This is a genomic window from uncultured Vagococcus sp., from assembly GCF_963518325.1.
Taxonomy (GTDB): domain Bacteria; phylum Bacillota; class Bacilli; order Lactobacillales; family Vagococcaceae; genus Vagococcus_D.
The window spans coordinates 1-19,651 of sequence record NZ_CAUQJB010000036.1 but is presented as its reverse complement, the minus strand read 5'-3'; the positions used below and the strand labels follow the sequence as shown (position 1 = coordinate 19,651).

The following is a 19,651-nucleotide window of genomic DNA, read 5'->3' as shown; positions in this document are numbered from 1 at the left end:
CCGTATTTTCCTCGTTTATTCCATAGTTTTAAGCAAAATCCAATCTAATGGTTTTAATTTCGTAAGGTTTTAATTTAAAGCTTACGCCATTATCGGCTAAGGTCAGATCTTCATCTGGCAGGAATTCTTCCATCAGGTTATTGGTAACAGCCTCTTTTATGGTAAAATCACTTCTTAGCGAAACACGGTCGGTCATCCCACCGTATTCATGGAGCCGCAAGATGTATCCTTTGCCATCTTCTGCGACTTTTAAGGCATCGATCATCACGTGATCTGTTTCCAAAATAATCAGAGACCCCTCATTTCGTGCTTGTCCCACGCTAAATTTCAACGGATTATTGAGATGCCACGCTTCCTCGACAACTTGTCCTTCAATAAAATCACCTTGATGAGGTAGTAAACTATAAGTAAATTGATGGTTGCCAATATCCTGAGTAGCATCTGGGTATTCCGCACTTTTGACAAGGGTTAAGCGGATGATATTGTCTTTAATATCATGACCATACTTGCAATCATTTAACAGAGCCACGCCGTAATTCCGTTCCGACATGTCGACCCACTGATGAGCCACTGTTTCAAATTTTGCAAAATCCCAACTAGTATTCCAATGATTAGGCCGTTTCACATTGCCATATTGAATATCATATCTGGCTTCCGTCGCATGTAGGTCAACCGGAAACGCGACTTTTAACAGTTTACTCGGTTCTTGCCAGTCTAAGACCGTTTCAAAATCGATCCGTTTTGACTGTTGATAAAAATGAATCTGTTGATCAACCTTTGAACCACCAAAAGTCCAACTCAGACTCACCGTCGTTCTGAGGTCCCCTTCAGTTACGTTGACGGCAATTAAGTCCGTGATTTCGTCGTGTTTTTCTTGATAAAAGGAATCGATATTCCAAGCATCAAATTGAATCGGCTTGTCCGTAAAGACTTGTAAAACATTCAGCCGTTCCCCGTCTTTGTTGACAAAACGCTCCTGTTCCTTGTCATACAACGCCTTGATGTTGCCTTGGCTATTAAATGTGACCTGGTAATAATCCGTGTCAAGGACAAGTGCTTCTGGCGAGGTCGACTTGGTTTCAATCCTTTGTTCCTCGTCACTTTTGGCAATAATCGTGGTATAAGCTAGAGGGGTTAACTTTGCTAAAGCCACTAAATAGGTCGTGTCATTAATCCGTTGGGAGTTTAATTTCTTGCCCTCTTGATAGAAAGCTGTCCCTTTCGGAGCCACAGCCTTGACTAATTGTGGGCTACTCCACTGACTGGCATTAAAGACGGTCAACTGCTCTTCTTGACTAAGGGCTAGCTCCGTAAAGAGCTCATCCGCCACTTGAGTCATTTCTTGGCCCAATTGTTCATATTCTAACAGGCTGTCTTCATAAACTTCTTTAATGGATGAGCCAGGAATAATATCGTGGAATTGGTTTCTCAATAAGATTTTCCACATATCATTAAACCTGACTTGGGGAATCGTCCGCCCCTTTGTCAACGAGGCTAAAACGTTTAACATTTCATTGGTTCTAAAAGCCAGTTCGAACTGACGATTAAATTTCTTATTTGCCCCTTGGCTGGTATAAGTGCCACGATGAAACTCAAAGTACAATTCGCCATTCCAGACGTGCTGATACTCTTGTGTAGCGGCAAACCGTTGTTTCAAATTGGAAAAATAATCACGAATTGAGGTTGATTGAATCGTGGGAAAATCGCCGACACTGTCTAAAGCAGATTTCATTTCCAACATTTCCCGATTAGGCCCACCGCCGCCATCGCCATAACCATAGGCAAACAACAAATCTTGGTTAAGACCTTTTTCATGGTAATTATTCCAAGTCCCGACAATGGCTTCAGCTGTCATTTGACTATTATAAGTGAAGCCCGGCTGGTCAATATCATCAGGGGTGGTAATAATATGGGTCAAGATCTCACTGCCATCAATCCCCCGCCAAGTAAAGGTATCTGTTGGTAAACTATTGTATTCATTCCAACCCAGTTTAGTTGTCATAAAGGTCTCAATGTTCGACAGTTTCAAAATCTGCGGTAGCGCCCATGAATAACCAAAGACGTCTGGCAGCCACAGTGTTTTGGATTGATAAGCAAACTCCTCTTGATAAAAGGCTTGCCCCATTAATAATTGGCGAACGAGGGATTCACCAGAAGGAATATTACAATCCGCTTCGACCCACATGCCCCCTTCGACTTCCCACTTGCCAGCCTTAACTTGCTCCTTGATTTTTTGGTAAAGATCAGGATAGTCTTGTTTAAGGTAGTCATACAACTGAGGCATCGACTGTAAAAACGTATAGTCGTCATACTCCGTCATCAACTTTAAGACACTTGAAAAGGTGCGAGCAATTTTTTCCCGGGTGTGTTTCAAACGCCAAAGCCAAGCCACATCCACATGAGCATGGCCAAAGGCCGAAATGGTAATCTCATTTGTTTGCCTTAGTTTAACCACTTCAGCGGTTAAGTAATCTGCCGCTTCATAGATCGATTGTCTTTCTTGCTGGTGATCTCGAGAATTCCACTCTATTTTTAAATAGGTTTGATTTAATAATTGTGTTAGCTTAATCCGCTCATAACGATTATCGTCATAGGTTTGAATGATTTGTAAAATCGCCAACGATTGATAATAAAAAGCGTCGATTTTCTCATCTAAGAAACAAATATCACTTTGTTTCAGTTGGTGCATCATTTCCTTTTTAGCCGAGTCCCCTGGCAAGCCTGACCATAGACGAAACGCCAGTTCATGGCGCTGATTCTCTTGTTCTTTGGTAAACATGACTTCTTGATGATTGGTATCAATGCCTTGAAGAACTTGATTATTAAGAAAGGCGAGACCTTCAAAACCAGCATTATTGCCGCCTTCTGTCACACCAAAATCAAATAGCCCGACGACTCGTTGCCCCTTTTCAGCAACGGGCAACTCAATGGTGGCTTTAAGCCAGAGATATTTATCAAGACCTTGCCAAATTGACTGAATGGGCAGCTCATCGCTAAAATCAACGTCATCAGGATGACGACCATTCTCTCCTAAAGGATCATCGGCACTCAAAAAGCGGGAAATACTAAAAATCCTTTGATAGCGCTTTGTGCCAACCTCATTAATGCGACTGGTTAATTTTTCAATCGTCCAAAATTTTTTTGTGAAATCCATTGTTATCTCCTTTGTCTTGCTAAATTGTGTTACTTAAAAAAAAATTCTCGACGGTCATACCGTTATAAACCAGGTATTCCCCATCGAGAAACGGTAGTGTGACAATCAGTTGTCACTGATTATGCGAGGCCAAAACCAGAAATTCCCGCCAAACACTTTTTTCGATTGTCAGATAGGCCCAAAAGACGAGACCGATGACGATGATCATCCCTTGAGGAACCAGTGAGATGGCAACGCCTCCGGCCACAACACTTAAAATCAACAAAAAAGTTTGGGGTAATTTTATCGTGACCAAAAGCAATGACTTACGCAATTGCTCGCCGATTTTCTCCTGGGGATTAAGTATCAGTGAAAAAAGCAGATTTCCCATGGTCACACTGCTTAATCCCATAAAAAAGACGGACAAGACACTGACGGTGATCTTTATGGAATGAGGTAGATTCGTCGCCAGAGAAAGATTTAAACCGCCAATCGCCATCACTGCCATCCACAGAAGTTGGCAAGCAAGACTTTTGAGAAAATAGGTTTTAAAAAAATGACGGAATGCTCCTAAAGAAGAAGCCCATTCGGCTGTCAAATGATAGAAATATGTCGCACCCACCAAAGAAACAATCGTTGGAAATAACGTAACAACTGGTAAACTGCCGATAATCAAGATGGCACTCAAAATAACAACACTCATGATTTGTCCTAAAAAATGATTGAACCACTGTTTCATCAGCAATTCCCCCCTCTCTTTACTCTTTAACGGCCCCTGCTGTTAAGCCTGCCATCATTTGTTTACTAAAGAATGCAAAGACAACTAGTAATGGTAATGTAGCAAGTAGTGAACCTGTAATAACTAAGGAATAATCCGTATAATAAAGGCCTTGTAATTGGGTTAATGCCAACATCAAGGTGTATTTACTTTCGTCGTTTAGCACGATTAAGGGCCACATATAATCATTCCACGAGCCCATAAAGGAGTAGATTGCCAAAAATGCCATGGCCGGTTTTAAAATAGGCAAGGCGATATTCCAATAAACCCTAAAGGTGCTACAACCGTCCATTCGTGCGGATTCAATGATACTATCAGGAATAGCATCTTCCGCATATTGCTTGATCCAAAAAATCCCAAAGGCGTTTGCCATCGATGGAATAATCAAGGCTTTATAACTGCCAATCCAACCAATTTTATCCATCATTAAAAACTGGGGAATAATGTTTAATTGACCGGGAATCATCATGGTCCCTAAAAGGAAGACAAATAAGAAATTCTTTCCTTTGAACTTGAGCTTCGCAAACGCGAAACCTGCCAATGAATCAAAAAATAAAATTAGAATCATCGTCGTTGTTGCGACAAACATACTGTTACCAAACGATCTAAAAAAGGTGGTCTGCTCAAACACCGTCTTAATATGGGCGATTAAATTAGGACCAAAGGTTAACTTCGGTGGCACCGCATAGATTGCTGACGTATCTTGAGAAGCCATCACAATCATCCAATAAAAGGGAAAGAGTGAAAAAATGACGCCGATAAAAATGACAATTCTAACGAGCCAGACTGACACTTTATTCATTACTTCTCCCCCTTAATTCGATAAGTCGTTAAGTACCAGTTTAATAGTGACAATAACAAGATAATAATGACTAAGCCCCAGGCAATTGCCGCACCATAGCCATAGACATTTTGACCAAAAGCGGTCTGATACAAATAATAGACGATGGTCAAAGCGCCACCCTCTGCCGTTGGATTACTCGGCACTAAAATTTGCGCTTCAGCAAAGACTTGTAAGCCACCGATGGTAGACATCATCACCGTAAATAAAATAATCGGTTTTAACAACGGGATCGTGATTAGGCGGAACAACTGAAAAGTTGTCGCTCCATCAATGATGGCCGCCTCATAATAGTCCTTGGGAATTTTTTGCAAGCCAGTGTAATAAATAATCATATTATAGCCCAAATACTGCCACGTTCCGACAAAGGCTATTACCACCTTTACCCAAAATGGGTCACGAATCCAATTAACTGATTCTCTGCCCATCATCTCAAGCACACTGTTAACCAAACCTGTTTGACTTGAAAATGCTAGACCAAATAAAATAGTAACCGCCACAACTGACGTCACATTCGGCACAAAATACAAGGCTTTCAGCATTTCCTTGTGTTTAATAAACTTCAGATTGATCGTAAACGCTAATAATAAGGCCATTACCAACATGGGAATGGTACTTAATACCCAGATGACCAAGGTGTTCCAAACAGCTCCCCAAAATTCCGTATCCTGAACTAACCGTTGAAAGTTTTCCATTCCCACAAATTCTCTTTTGCCAATTCCATCCCATTTAGAGAAAGCCAGTATTCCGGAAAATACCACTGGAAACAAGCCAAAGATTAGAAATAAAATATAAAAAGGTGAGACAAATACATAAGGGGTAACTCTCTCCATGAGGCGTTGTTTTTTTGTTCTAGAACTTTCTGGATCCATACCCTTTCCTCTTTTCCATTCTGCTTAATCGTCTGTCATAATTAAGATGGAATTAAATAGCTGACTCACTAATTAATTCCACCCCTTCATCTTTAAAGTTTTTCAGCCTTTGCCACAGCATCTTCCCAGGCTTTTTCTGGGTCTTTTCCTTGGTATTCCACAAGGGTCATCTGTTCAGTGAAGCAGTCATTGGCGGCTTTATTCCGTTTGTCTTTGTAGACATATCCAATATGTTCCGCTGCATCAATAAAATATTGATTGATTTCTTGTCCGCCAAAAAATTCATCCTCGTTAACCATCACCTCTTCGCCGTAGACTTCTTGATTAGCTGGGAATAAGCTCAGCTCTTTCAAGTTAGCTGTTTGACTGTCTTTATTGGTTAAATATTTAACCACCTCAGCCGCTTCTTTTGGATGGCTAGTAGTGCCGATGACTGCCAAAAATGAACCGCCGTAGTTAGATGGATTGCCAGGTGCAGTGGTAACTCGCCATTTATCGATCCGTTTGTCATAATCATCTTTCATGTCCGTCACGCCCCAAGAAGCAGCAATATGAGCCGTATACATCGCATCAGAAAGGGCGACCATGCTGTCGACTGAATTCCCTGTCACCCCTAAGGTATAACCGCTTTCAACTGCTTCAACGACATAATCCCAGGCTTTTCTGGTTTCGCCATCTCCAAGGGTTAACTCGCCTTCTTCGTTATACTGACTTTTCGTGGCTTTCCGCAACTGAGTTGCCAGCAAATCATCGCCTGCCATCCAAGCCGCTTTACCTGTTTTTTCCTTAATCGCTTTAGCCGCAGCCATATAATCTTCATCTGTTTTAATCTGTTCAGCTACTTTGTCTGGATCCGTTGGCAAGCCAGCTTTTTCAAAAGTCTCCACATGATAGATCAAGGCTGTTGGGCCGATGTCTAACGGCATGGCAATCAACTGAGATTTATCTGCTGTCAAGCCACTTTCCCACTTCCAACTCACATACTCTGAGGCCACATCTTCAGCACCATAATCCAGTAAATTAACAAACTTATCTGCATAAGGTAAAAATTCTTCTATATTGTCATTAATTGCCGTAATATCTGGGGCAGATTTTGAATTTAAACTGGTTTTTAGTTTTTTATCAAAATTTTCATCTGCAGGTAGAGTTTTAAAATCCAGTTCATAGTCAGGAAACTTTTCCTTTGCCGCTTTTATACTTTCCTCACTAATGGCACCTGTATAAAAATTAATTGCTAGTTTTACTTTTCCACTGCTAGCCTCATCCTCACTTTTCCCACAAGCTGCTAATCCTCCTAAAAGCCCAACGCTTAATCCTAGGCCTAGACAAACTTTTAAACTTTTTTTCATATCAAAACTCCCTTTCAATGAATTAGCTATAGATTAACAAAATAAGTATCCGCTTCCAACATCCTTAATAACATTTTTTGTCACATCCCTGTCAAAAAAAACCTATTCTGTCACTCTTTCCAAGTGGAACTCGGCTTTCCCCTTAATCCAACAACTGATTTGCCCATTGATTTTCTCTCTGGTCAACAATTGCCAGCGAGCATCTGTTGGATAATTGTCAAAGGTCAACTGGCCAGCCTCTTGACTTAACCAAGCTTGAACCTCTGTCAAACTGGTCAAAGCAGCCAATTTAGCTAGAGCTCGCTGATCCTGTAAGGCATAGTGAAACACTTTAAGTCGCAGAGAGGGCAATGGCCCTTCCGCTCCCGGATAAACCAAGAAGGCATCCCCTGAGGGTAAGGTCCCTGTGGCAACCGTCACTTGAAAAGGATTAATCAACTGACGGGAGTACTGGGAGTACCAAAAATTGTAGCCCCAATGCAAGAAACCACTAATGCCATATTGAAAAAGTTGATAGCCGATGATGCGATTTCGAGCCGATGGCATATCAAAAAAACGATTGGATACGGTTATTTTCTGCGCGTTGCAGTAGTATGCCCATAAAGGGGTCGCTTGGTGGCGATAAGTGGCCAAATGCTCCTTAGCCGGTTCATCTGAAAGATGAAAATAAACAGCCTCTTGCCAGCCATTGTCCTCAACCCATTTCAACAATTCTGGGACCAATTGGGCCAGAAAGGCCTGATACGCTTCCCCGTCGAAGACGTCTGCCAACCAAACAGCAAGCCCGATTTCCCTTGGCGTTTCCTGATTATTTTAGGGGTGGCTGCCGCCCCCCACTGAGTATAAAGATGGGAAAATTTCAAATATTTAATCCCTGCCTGACGACAAATAGCCGACCACCTGTCCAAAAGCTGAAAATCAAACGCATAGCGCCCATCCTGATAGGTCACCCCAACTAATTGAACCGTCGGCAGTTCACCGCCAACCGGCATATCCAAGGGTGGGGTAAAAAGAGGGGGTAACACCATGTTTTGACCGTGCTCAACACCGAAAGTAATGTAGGCCTCCACCAACTGCCAGTAACGTTCCTCAAAAACCTCCAACTCATAATAAGCAGCCAAACAATCCGTGTGTAACCACTCGGTGTGAATCAGGGTCTGCTGGGGCAAGCTTGTCGGAATAATCTCCAAAGTAAACGTAGCGCTCATCTCTTCTTCGTCACTTACCAAAGTTAAACAAACGTCGACCTCCCGGACTTTAAGGGCCTCTCTGTAGAAAGCGCCACCCATAGGCTGTGCCACTGAAGAGCCGTTCCAGAGACGGTTCCTTGAGTATCAACTGGTTGTAACAGATCTGGAAAATAACCAGGGGCACCTGTTAAAATTTGCTCATCATAAACTTCCTTAATCGGCGTTTTAGCAGGAATTTGCTTAACTTCAAAGACCTTTGCCTCTATTTCTTGAGAAAGTGCTAAATGATACCGATACTCTTCTTCCCCTTGAAAAGCGAATTGAATGGCATATTTTTCGCCAAGTAAAGCCGTTCCCTCTAGCGTTTCTATCTCACTTGTCGGCCCACTGTAAAAGACGTTTTCAAAAGAACTTAAACACACTAACTTCATCCTCAGTTCTTCTTTCGTTTCCCGCCCTTAAGCGAGGGTAAATTGACCAGTAAACGGCGTACTATACACCGTATCTTTGCGTAAAGGGACTGGACCGCAGCTATTACTGCCTAATCCACGAACAGCCAGATCAACTCTGATGCCACGGTTTTCCACCGCTTTTTCCTCAAGATATCGATAGCGCTGATTTTGCTCTTTAACTAAATCAATCACATTAAGATTAAACTTGCCGACAGAACTTAACAAAAGTTCCTGGCCGTTATCCAAGCTTAGCCTGCTCTGACTCACTTCAGAACGATTGCCTGTTTCCTGAGGAATAATATAAGGGAAACGCCATTCTTTAGCAGAGAGACGGTAATGGCCGATCAAAGTGTGTTGCTGACTATCTGGATAAGACTCCCCTGGCCCCTTACCAAACCATGCAATCTGTGTCACTGGCTCTAACAAAGGCAGTTCCCAACCGATCCTTGGCAGCTCTGCCGGTTTCTCGCCTTCAAACCAGCCACGGACTTGATAACTGATGCCTTGATCGTTAACCCAAATTTCCATGCGAATCTTCACACCCCAAGAAGCGACTGGCGGGCATATGGATTGATTGACAAAAAGAATGACAGTGCCTCGATCTACGACAAAGTCGAAAGACTCGCTTCTGGTATATAACTCATTCAAATAGTAATCATGCCAACTCTTTTGCATCTCAACATCGTTACTAATCGTCATTCTAGATAAGGAAAAGGCCAATTCAGAGGCCAGTAATTCTCGGTTCCCTTTAACAAAACTAGCCAAATTACCAGTACTTTTATTAAAACCAAGGGTAAAAGTAGCTCCAGATATGGTCAAATCGTGACTGGTCTCCACTACTTCCAGCTCATCCTTAACAGGTTGACTGCTGGAAAAAGCAAACTGGTCTTGGGCAAAGACTGTCTCTTGCGGGAAAATCGCCGTTCCTTGATCGACGATCAGGGAGACCGTCAAGTAGCCAGTCACTACATTCGGACAATCGATGGCCATAACCTGACTATAACCTCCTGGTTCGATAAGCGAAAGGGGCTGTTCTTCAGTCAAAACCACCCCTTGTTGAGTCACTACCTCAATCTTTACTCGCAGATCTTTTAGTGGCTGATGATCATACTTATTCCGGATTAACAACTGTCCTTGATTATAATGAAAGGACACCGGTTGAATCACTTGACGATATTCCAATAGCCCTGGCGATGGCGTGCCGTCAGGTAAAACTAAGCCATCTAAAACAAAGTCACCATCGTGAACACTTTCATTAAAGCAGCCACCATACAAATAGTTTTGTTCCTCTTCGTTGTAAATTCCATGATCTTTCCATTCCCAAATAAAGCCACCCTGAAGGCTGTCGTATAAATTAAACAACTCTTGATAATCCTGTAAATTTCCCGGACCATTGCCCATGGCATGAGCGTACTCACATAAAATATGCGGTTTTTTGGTCATTTTTTGACTGGCTCGTTTTTCCAGCTCAGCCAAAGAGGAGTACATCGTGCTGTACATATCGGTTACTTGACAGTGACGATCTCCCTCGTAATGCAGTAAGCGCGAGCTATCCAGCTTGCGCATTGCCGCTGCCATTGCCACAAAATTTTCACCAAAATGACTTTCATTCCCTAAAGACCATATGACAATTGACGGATGATTATAATCCCGATGAACCATCCGCAGTCCTCTGGCAATAAATTCCGATTGCCAAAAGGGATCTTTAGCTGGCGTCGTTTCTTCTGGAAAACCATGGGTCTCAATGTCACATTCGTCGATTACCAATAAGCCTAGCTCATCGCAGACATCATAGAAGTAAGGCGTATTAGGGTAGTGAGCTGTTCTGATCGCATTGATGTGATAACGCTTAATTTGGCACAGTTCTGCCCAAATATCGGCTCGTGATAAACAGCGGCCCTTCTTTGGATGAAATTCGTGGCGATTAACACCATTAAACAAAATCGGCAAGCCATTTAAACACATCAGTTGATCGATCATTTGAATCTCTCTTAAGCCAAATCTGATCGGAATAAATAACTCTTGATTTAACTCAATCACTAGACAATATAAGTTAGGGGTTTCTTGATTCCACAATAAAGGATCCACCACTTCAATCGCCGCCTGAGGGCCTAACTTGTACTGTGAGACCCTTTCTCCCTGAAAATAGAGATGGCCTTTAAAAGAAGCGGCCGTTTCAACTGACATCGCCACATCGATAAACCAGTTATCACCTTTTGAAAAAGGGGTAATCTTTAAATCATTAATCTCTCCTTCTTCCACTATGCTGACATCTCTCATGATTCCCGACAACCACCACATATCTTGGTCCTCTAAATAACTACCAACCGACCACTTATTCACTCTAACGGCTAATTCATTTTCACCTTCTTTTAACATCTCAGTAATGTCAAATTCAGTCATTAAACGACTGCCTTGACCTTTGCCAAGATACTGCTGGTTGAGCCAAACCTCAAACGTCGATTCAACACCATCAAATCTCAGTATTTGCTGGTCTAATTGTTTATTATAAGAAAATTTACGATAGTAGAGCCCTGTGGGATTCTCATATGGCACATAAGGAGGATCTACGGGAAAAGGATAATCAATATTGGCATAAATCGGCTGACCATAGCCAGCAAATTCCAGCTGACTTGGCACCTGAATCTTGTCCCATTCAAGTGCGTTGTAGGCCCCTTGAATAAACCCAGCCGGGGTATCTTGGGGGCTCTTTAAGAATAAAAACTGCCACTCCCCAGCTAATGTTGTGTAGTAGTCAGACTGCTCCTCATTATAAGCTAAGGCACTAGCCAAATTTTGATAATAATTAAAACGACTTCTCAACGGCATATTCCGTTCTCTCATGTCAGCGACACTCCTTTTCGACTTAACTTCTACCTCTGATATTGCTTAAGCTCTGTCTTAATGCGATCTTTAGCCACTGAGATTAAGCGATAACCTCGTGGTAAAACACCATAGCAATTGTAACCGGAAACATTTCCATAAATGCACTTAATCCCCAAAAAAGCGCCTTCAAAGTTATTATCGTGATCATGGCCACAAAAAATATGAGTCACATGCTGATTAAAGACCAACCTCGAAAATAAGCCCGTGTTTAGCTTAGGTGCTGCAATTCGCGGATTTTGTTCCCAAAAATAGCCGTCAACGATCTGCTCAGCGGCCTGTTCATATTCAGGTAAGGGAATATGCATAAACGCAAGATCTCGTGTCACCCCGTATTTCTGACGATACTGACTGAAAGTTTTTTCGTACCAATCAATTTGTTCCGCTGATACCCAATCGTAACTGTCAAAGTCCATGGGAGCCATAGAGCCTGTGTCAAAAACATACAGCACATTGGTCAACGCTTCTCCCTTAAACAATTCAATCGTAAAAGCCTCACGATCTCGGGGGTCGATAAAAACAAACTGTTTTTCCGCTAAATTTTTGATCCTCAGCTCCATCGCTCTTAACTCCTGGCGCGTGATCCCCTCCTCTGAATCATGATTCCCATACGTAACAACAACCGGAATATCAAATCGATTTAATACATCGATTAAGGCATAATAAGCTTTCTCTGGTTGTGTCACTCCTTCTGACCAGATTTGATCACCTGTCAAACAAATTAAATCCGGCTGCTCCAAGACCAAGCTTTCCTCAATTTTGCGCAAACTTTTCTGATCCTCCTCATTAAAGGGCGTGGCTCCCAAATGAATATCAGTTAATTGTAAAATTTTGAGACTGTCTGTTCCATTAATCATTCAACATACTCCTCTACTATTTGACCTAATTCTACCTACTATAACGTTACCAAAATGGAAAAAGAAAGACAATTCCCCCAGTGACAATTTTTGCCAAGTCCGTTATGTCAAAAGATTATATAGTCAATTTGATCCCCCGGCCTACTCGTGTTTAACATACCGATAAAAAAAGACAACCCTTCTTATTATCTTTTTTTCTGTTACACTAAATTGATAATAGGAGGGTTTTTTATGCACACATTAGTTTTAAATGGTTCACCTCATAAAAATGGGGATTCTATGAAAATTTTCAAAACATTGCGAAAGCATTTAATCGGTGAGGTCACCCTCTTTTCCGCTTACGATCAGCTCATTAGCCCTTGCAATGACTGTCGCCATTGCTGGCAACAAACCGAGTGCCCTATGGCGGATCAGATGCAAACTCTTTACAGTCAAATAAATGAGTATGATAACGTGATTATCGTCTCACCTCTCTATTTTTCAGAGCTTAGCGGCCCCTTATTAAGCATGTGCAGTCGTTTCCAATATTTCTGGACCGCTCGCCAGTTTCGAAATATCGAATTGATCACTAAACACAAAAAAGGCGTCTTAATTATAGCGGGTGCAGGTGATGGCGACACAATCAGCGCCGAGCGCTCAGCCGATATTCTCTTTCACCACCTTAAGACCGATTGTATTGGCAAAGTTTTTTCCCTAAAAACAGCTGTCACCCCTGCCCAAAAAGATTACCAGGCTTTGAATCAGGCAAAAGAACTTGCTGAAACTTTAAACACCCACTATTTAGATAATAAAAGCGTTCATGAAAATTGAAAGAATAGCGCTCTTAGCCTTAAAGACACACGCTATCTAAATGACACATCTTGATTGACAACTCTTGCTAGCATACTACAGAGAACTGCCATAGTCTGTACCAGAACCATTTCATGGCAATAGGGATTCCTGGAACTGTTACATAGGACGTTTGTTCTTCTGGAAAGCCTACTGCTCATTTCAATTTAGTAACTTTTCCTTAACATAATCTTCATTCTATTGTTCAACCTTTGTCATAATAAATTCACATTTAGACTGTATATTATAGATATACCAACAAACAACCCTAACAAAACTTTTTCATTATTTACTCCTCCAAAGTAAATAAAAATCTCCTGCCCTCAGCTTATTGCTGAGGGCTATTTTTTTCTCATAAAAAAAAACGCAGACCATGAATCTAGTGATCAATTCAACCAATTGATACCATCTGCCACCAAACACTAAAAAGCACAAAAAAAAGAGAATGCGTATCACATCTTCGAAACGTCTTGCGACGCCGATGTGACACCATTCTCGTGGGTTTGGCACCCAATGGGCTGTGGGGGGTTCGAACCCTCGACCCACGGATTAAGAGAGCGAAAAATAGAATATTTAAGAAGCTATACACATTGATAAACAACACTTTACAGCTTTTTTTATGTCACAACATCTTACGATAATATATAACGGTGCCCTTTTCTTGCCCAGTAGTATTAATATTTTCATGTTATTTATCACTTGACAAAAAGAACGTACGTTCGTATAATTCAACTAATAAAGGAGTGAGGATATGAAAACTAATCAAATTGGAATTGTAGATAAAATAAGGGTAATCAAAACTTATCCCGATATGCTGGTCCGCTTTACTCTTGTTACCCCATTAGAACGAATTAACTGTATTGTAACAAAAAAAGAATTAGCTCAGCAGTTACTTTTTTTAGAGAACGGTCAAACTGAGATTGCTTGCTTCGGCCATATTAGCAAAACTGACAAACTTGTTATCGACAAAATGACGATTAGAAACCCAACCTCATTCCTAATGGAATTTGCCATGAAAGCGTAGGTGTGAAAATGGAATATGATTATTCTAACGAACCTCATAGGGATATATTGTGTGTCGATCTAAAGAGTTTTTATGCTTCAGTTGAATGTGTTAGCCGAGGTTTAGATCCTCTTAAAACATTATTAATAGTTATGAGTAACGCAGACAGTGGCGGCGGATTAGCTTTAGCTGCCTCCCCTATGGCTAAATCAGAATTAGGTATCACTAATGTAACTAGAAAGTACGAGATACCAGATGACCCACGATTATTAATCGTTCCACCAAGAATGAAGTTTTATCTAGATGAAAACATGAAGATTAATGAGATATTCAGGCGATATGTGAGTGATACAGACTTGCACATCTATTCAGTCGACGAATCCTTTTTGGACGTCACAGCAAGCCTTAAACTGTTTAACTCTGACGCTTATGGTATCGCTAGGATGATTCAGTTCGATGTTTATCATGAACTTGGGCTATATTGTACTATCGGGATTGGGGATAATCCCCTTTTAGCGAAATTAGCATTAGATAATTCTGCCAAGAAATCACCAGACATGAAAGCTGAATGGCGTTATAAAGATGTACCGAACACGATTTGGAAAATTCCTGAATTAACGGATATGTGGGGTATTGGCGGCCGTACGAAGAAACGGTTAAATAGGTATGGGATCACATCGGTTTATGAATTAGCCCAAACTCACCCTGCTCTTATGAAAGAACGCCTTGGTGTTATGGGAGAACAATTGATTGCTCATGCGTGGGGGATAGATCGAAGTAGATTGAATCAAGTATTCATTCCTGCCGAAAAGTCTTATGGGAACTCCCAGGTATTAATGAGGGATTACAATGATAAAAAAGAAATTGAAATAGTCATAAGAGAAATCGCAGAACAAGTGGCTACACGTATTCGCCGACAAGGATGTCAAACAGAATGCGTTTCTTTGGGCATTGGTTATTCTCGTGATGACGGGCAGCGAGGATTTAGTAGACAAAAGAAAATAACGGCTACTGCCAACTCTAAAATACTCACACAACATTGTTTGGATATCTTTAGGGAAAACTACGAAAATTATACTGTGCGGCATATTTCTATCAGCTATTCTAAGCTAGTGCACCACACGAATACTCAGCTCGATTTGTTTCAGGATCCGGTTAAACAAATTTCTAAAGAAAACGTCGATAATGTCGTAGATATTGTACGATCCAAATTCGGCTTTAGATCACTTGTACACTCAAGTAGTTTATTAGATGGTGCCACAGCCATCAATCGTTCTTCTTTGGTTGGTGGTCATGCTGGCGGGACAGATGGGATTGATTAAAATTGGAAGATTTGAGGGAGTCGTTGCAAAGTTATTTTTCAAAGTATCATGATCGGGGAATGAAAAAATGGGCCGGATTTTATTTATCGGAACAAACAGCGATGATTAATCAGGCGAAAAAAGTAGCAGGTAAAGTAAATAAACAAAAAGCATTAATGTCTGAAGTAGAAATTAGCGAAGTTATTGAGAAAGCCGTTCAAAAAAGCGCCCTGATTATCATACAGTTAGACATGGTGGATTTTGAAGGGAAATACTACGATGATATTATAGGTTTCGTTCAAGGGTACGATGAAAATGAATTGTACGTTGGGGATCAAACAGTTTTTATGGATGAAATAAGAAATATTGAAATTGAGGACTTTAAAAAATGGACACAATCATAGAGTATGAATTGGGGAATATTTCTTATGAGGAGTTTCATGAGTTTATGTGGTCTAGTGGTAGGTTTCTTTTTCAAGAAATAGGTGAAGATATGTATATCTTTTATTTAAATGCATCTAAAGGAGAGTTTTATCCTGATGATCGTGAAAAATTAAATACAAATTTCACCTGGTGCGACTAAGGTCTAATTTACACTTTTCTCACTATTGTGGTAATATTTAGGTATAGAATTATTTGGAGGGGTTAATCATGAAACGTTCAACGATTACAACTGTTTTATTAGTCGTCGTTTTAGGTGGTTTAGTTGCGTCTACAGGCTATGCGTTTAACTTAATGACTAGTTATAAGGATAAGTATGAAAGTCAGTCTAAGACAAATGATAGGCTTGTGGAAGAGAATAAGAAAATAGCTGACATATCGAAGAAGAACGCCGAGGAATTGGAAAAACAAAAGAAATCTATTGAAGAGTTAGAGAAGAAAAATAAAGAACTTACTGCTGCAGAAACAACAACCGGCCAAAACGTCCAAGGTGTCCAATCGCAAGTTAACCAGGATGTCGCTCAACAGCCTATAACTGACTATCAGAGTGAAGAAGACAAGCAGTTTATTGAACAAAAGAGCGCCGAAAACAAAGAAAGAATCGCTCAAGAAGAAGCTAAAGCAAATGAACCTCAATACGCTGTATTCGAAGGTAACGCTTATCGTTTCGCCATAAATAACGGTATAACGACAGATGAACTATTATCATTAAACGGTCTTTCTGATATTACTCAACTTGTTTCAAATCAATCATACAGGATTAAATAAGGCATACTCTATGGAACCTAACAAAAAAGAAATAGTCGAAAAAACTTTGGACTTAATCATGAGTGTAGTTGTCCAAGTACAAGGTAGTACCGTGTACTTAGGTGATTTGATAGAGAGAAAAGAAACTCTTACCTATAGCTCTACCGAAGAAGCTGAGACTGTCGCAGAAAGCTACAAACGCGCTGCTAGAGAATATTACGAACCAAAGATAAGAGATAACATTCCAGAATTTATCGAATTACTTAAAAGACAAAATAAGCTAGACCATTAATTTTGGTCTAGCTTATTTGCATGTCATCATTGAGTAATCTTGTTTCGTGCAATATAATAAGATTTAACAAATTCGAAAAGGAGTGAAATGATGCCTATCTCTAAACTTGAGGAATCTTTTAATAATTTTAGATACGTAAAAAATAAAAGTCGCAATTTTTTTAAAGGATGCAACTACTCAAACCAAATTCTTTTCCTATCAAACGCACTAAAAAATGATTACAAATCATCAAATAAAAAGGACAGAAGGTGGCATACGTACCAAAGAGGAACTCTTATAAAAGTGAATTTCGGTCTTAATATCGGAACCGAATTATCTGGACCGCACTATGCAATTTCAATTACAAAAAATGACAACCCGCTTAGTGAAAAAATAACGGTTATTCCGCTAACTTCTAAAACAGGCACTCACAACCACGCTTTGGATTTCAGTATATCGAAGCAAATCGCTGGTTTTCTAGCATTAAAAGGATACGAAATAGCATCCAAAGAAGATGACCCTTTAGAAATGGCTATGCTTTTTCTCGCGATGTCGTATGATAAAACCAAAGAAATCGAAAAAGAATTTTTAACTAAGCTGGAGAATGAGAAAGAAATTCGCGAAGGAATAAAGAAACAACTAAATATCTACATGAATTCACTTGAAAAGAAAAGTTTTGTGAAACTTGACAACGTTACTACTATATCAAAACACAGAATCTTATTGCCGGAACATGCTTATGACCCACTCGGTAAAATGATCATCACTGACACCTATATGAATAAGATTGACGAAGCGATAGTTAGCTACATAATTGACAATTAAAGGGATTACCCGTATAATTAAGATATAATTTTGGTACACTTCGTGTGCCATGGGTAGATTGTTTAACTACAATCGATTTTATTTACTTCAAAGTAAATACGGGTTAGAGGGCATCTATAGGATCGCCCTCATTTTTTTGCGTTCACCTTATTATTTTATGCAAGAATACGAATTTTCTATCACCTAAAACCATAGTTGTTCAGTCAACAGCATATATTAAGATAGTTGCTAGTCAAGCGAATAAACATGCGTTCTCTTGTTATTTTATTTACGTTATAATATATTATGTTTATTAACAAAAAAAGGAGACTTATATGTTTGACGCTAATGGTAATTACGCACAAGGTATACATCCGATCAATCCAGATCAATTTGAACAGCTTTTCGTAACCGATTTTACTAATTCATCAACTAGACAACAGATACATACTGATTTAAATACTTTTCTCGGGAACACTAAAATGGCTGAGCTACTGACCTTTGTTTCTAAAATATGGTTAGATGGAAGTTTCGTGACTAACAAGAACAATCCCAATGATATTGATGGTGTTATAATTATCAACGTCACATCTGATAACGCTAGTATAATCAATGAAAAAGTTTCTGAAATAAGCGAGTATATTGCCTATTCTCAAAGATTCTCAAATTTAAAAATTGATTTTTATGTTGCTCCAGATCCTGGACCTATTCAAAATGATTGGGATAATATAGTTTCTAGTATTGGATTAAGTAACGCTCGCGACTTGCTTCAAAATGCTGAGTTGATGTATAATTACTGGAAAGGCAAGTTCACTTTTGATCGAAATGAGTGTGCTAAAGGTATTTTTCAAATACTGCCTAGCGATATAAATGGGGGTGATGATAATGAGTAAACTTTTCAATTTGGAAATGTCTAAAGATAATCCTTTCTACGATTCCTTCAAATTAATGAGTGATCAAATCAATGATTTCGAAAGTATCAGTCGAGCTGAAACTGAAAAACCCATGATAAAAATTGATACGGAACTAAAACCCGGTCTAATCGACTTAGATACACTTAATTCAGTTACTAACGGACTGCAGAATGCATTTACAAGCGCCATGAATATGGTCCATGGTAATGGATCAGACACTAGTAGAATCAGGAAATTATTTAGAGACGAAACTAAATTAGTCATTACTGGTGTTGATAAAGGTTCTTTCATTATACATCTATCAACATTAAATGATGTTACTCAAGATTCTATAGACCTTGAGTCCAAAATAGAACAGGAAGAGTACTTCACTGTATTAAATGATTTATTCTCTAGTTTTGATAAGAAAGACTCTTCTAAATATATAAAAGAACATTACGGATTGAGAACTTTAAAATACACAAAAGAATGGTTTACTAATATGTCGACAAATGAGGTTTCATTTAAGTATAAGCCAGCAGATCAAAATACATTTCAATATTTTGAAACAGCTCGAATTAAGGATGTTTCAAGGAAATTGTCGGTTAATATTACTGAGGAGAAAGAGTCTGATGTAACTATTAAAGGTCGTTTGACTGGCGTTAACGTCATAAAAAAAACATTAACATTTCTGTTAGAAGATCTCAACGAAATTGATGTACACGTTTCTAATGATTCTTTATCTCATAACAAAGTAGTAATAAATAAAGAATATGAAGTATCTATCCGAGAAATAAAAAGGATAAGCAACTACACTGAATATATTTCATATATTATCCCAACTATAGTAGATACACCTTTAGTCCTAAATGATGATAACTAGAACATTTTTTAATTATTAGAATTTGTGATAATAACCTTGACCTTGCTACTAAAGGTCAAGGTTATTATTTTGTAAAGTAATAGAAAGAATAGTGTGTTTTTGTGATACAATTAACTAAAAAGGGA

The 19,651-nt window shown here is 39.6% G+C and carries 17 protein-coding genes and 1 pseudogene; 9 read left to right on the top strand and 9 right to left on the bottom strand.

Features of this window, described 5'->3' with window-relative positions:
• Window positions 1-28: 28 nt before the first annotated feature.
• The 9 genes and pseudogenes from RWN13_RS20170 to RWN13_RS20125 form a co-directional block, all read right to left on the bottom strand.
• Window positions 29-3,154: an alpha-mannosidase gene (locus RWN13_RS20170; RefSeq protein ID WP_314067474.1), complete on the bottom strand. Its 3,126-nt coding sequence runs from the start codon at window positions 3,152-3,154 to the stop codon at window positions 29-31.
• A gap of 112 nt (window positions 3,155-3,266) precedes the next feature.
• Window positions 3,267-3,872, bottom strand: a complete 606-nt coding sequence (locus RWN13_RS20165; RefSeq protein ID WP_314067473.1) for a hypothetical protein — start codon at window positions 3,870-3,872, stop codon at window positions 3,267-3,269.
• Window positions 3,873-3,891: 19 nt separating this feature from the next.
• Window positions 3,892-4,713: a carbohydrate ABC transporter permease gene (locus RWN13_RS20160; protein WP_314067471.1), complete on the bottom strand. Its 822-nt coding sequence runs from the start codon at window positions 4,711-4,713 to the stop codon at window positions 3,892-3,894.
• Entirely contained in the window at window positions 4,713-5,624 is a 912-nt protein-coding gene (locus RWN13_RS20155; RefSeq protein WP_314067468.1) for a sugar ABC transporter permease, read from the bottom strand. Before RWN13_RS20155 ends, RWN13_RS20160 begins: the two co-directional genes overlap by 1 nt.
• Window positions 5,625-5,716: 92 nt before the next feature.
• Entirely contained in the window at window positions 5,717-6,973 is a 1,257-nt protein-coding gene (locus RWN13_RS20150) for an extracellular solute-binding protein (protein ID WP_314067465.1), read from the bottom strand.
• Window positions 6,974-7,075: 102 nt separating this feature from the next.
• A pseudogene (locus RWN13_RS23720) lies at window positions 7,076-8,181 on the bottom strand (DUF4091 domain-containing protein).
• A gap of 23 nt (window positions 8,182-8,204) precedes the next feature.
• Window positions 8,205-8,594, bottom strand: a complete 390-nt coding sequence (locus RWN13_RS20135) for a hypothetical protein (protein ID WP_314067458.1) — start codon at window positions 8,592-8,594, stop codon at window positions 8,205-8,207.
• A 27-nt stretch (window positions 8,595-8,621) separates the two neighbouring features.
• Entirely contained in the window at window positions 8,622-11,459 is a 2,838-nt protein-coding gene (locus tag RWN13_RS20130) for a glycoside hydrolase family 2 TIM barrel-domain containing protein (RefSeq protein ID WP_314067456.1), read from the bottom strand.
• A 29-nt stretch (window positions 11,460-11,488) separates the two neighbouring features.
• Entirely contained in the window at window positions 11,489-12,355 is an 867-nt protein-coding gene (locus RWN13_RS20125; protein ID WP_314067453.1) for a metallophosphoesterase family protein, read from the bottom strand.
• Window positions 12,356-12,586: 231 nt separating this feature from the next.
• Here RWN13_RS20125 and RWN13_RS20120 point away from each other — a divergent pair, with 231 nt between their 5' ends.
• The 9 genes from RWN13_RS20120 to RWN13_RS20080 all read left to right on the top strand — a co-directional run bounded on the left by RWN13_RS20120 (window position 12,587) and on the right by RWN13_RS20080 (window position 19,526).
• A complete protein-coding gene (locus RWN13_RS20120) occupies window positions 12,587-13,165 on the top strand; it encodes a flavodoxin family protein (RefSeq protein WP_314067451.1) in 579 nt (192 codons plus the stop codon).
• A gap of 769 nt (window positions 13,166-13,934) precedes the next feature.
• The gene (locus RWN13_RS20115; RefSeq protein ID WP_314067448.1) at window positions 13,935-14,207 is read left to right on the top strand and encodes a hypothetical protein; all 273 of its coding nucleotides are present in this window, start codon (window positions 13,935-13,937) and stop codon (window positions 14,205-14,207) included.
• Window positions 14,208-14,215: 8 nt separating this feature from the next.
• Window positions 14,216-15,508: a Y-family DNA polymerase gene (locus tag RWN13_RS20110; protein ID WP_314067446.1), complete on the top strand. Its 1,293-nt coding sequence runs from the start codon at window positions 14,216-14,218 to the stop codon at window positions 15,506-15,508.
• 2 nt (window positions 15,509-15,510) lie between these two features.
• Window positions 15,511-15,891, top strand: a complete 381-nt coding sequence (locus tag RWN13_RS20105; RefSeq protein WP_314067444.1) for a hypothetical protein — start codon at window positions 15,511-15,513, stop codon at window positions 15,889-15,891.
• Between the two features lie 247 nt (window positions 15,892-16,138).
• Window positions 16,139-16,696, top strand: a complete 558-nt coding sequence (locus RWN13_RS20100) for a hypothetical protein (RefSeq protein WP_314067442.1) — start codon at window positions 16,139-16,141, stop codon at window positions 16,694-16,696.
• A 10-nt stretch (window positions 16,697-16,706) separates the two neighbouring features.
• A complete protein-coding gene (locus RWN13_RS20095; protein WP_314067439.1) occupies window positions 16,707-16,967 on the top strand; it encodes a hypothetical protein in 261 nt (86 codons plus the stop codon).
• A gap of 90 nt (window positions 16,968-17,057) precedes the next feature.
• Window positions 17,058-17,771 carry a hypothetical protein gene (locus RWN13_RS20090; protein WP_314067436.1) on the top strand — a complete coding sequence of 238 codons (714 nt, stop codon included), beginning with the start codon at window positions 17,058-17,060 and terminating at the stop codon, window positions 17,769-17,771.
• Window positions 17,772-18,085: 314 nt separating this feature from the next.
• Window positions 18,086-18,643, top strand: a complete 558-nt coding sequence (locus RWN13_RS20085; RefSeq protein ID WP_314067434.1) for a DUF6932 family protein — start codon at window positions 18,086-18,088, stop codon at window positions 18,641-18,643.
• Window positions 18,636-19,526 (top strand): hypothetical protein, encoded by an 891-nt coding sequence (locus tag RWN13_RS20080; RefSeq protein ID WP_314067431.1) that lies wholly within the window; start codon window positions 18,636-18,638, stop codon window positions 19,524-19,526. Before RWN13_RS20085 ends, RWN13_RS20080 begins: the two co-directional genes overlap by 8 nt.
• Window positions 19,527-19,651 lie beyond the last annotated feature (125 nt).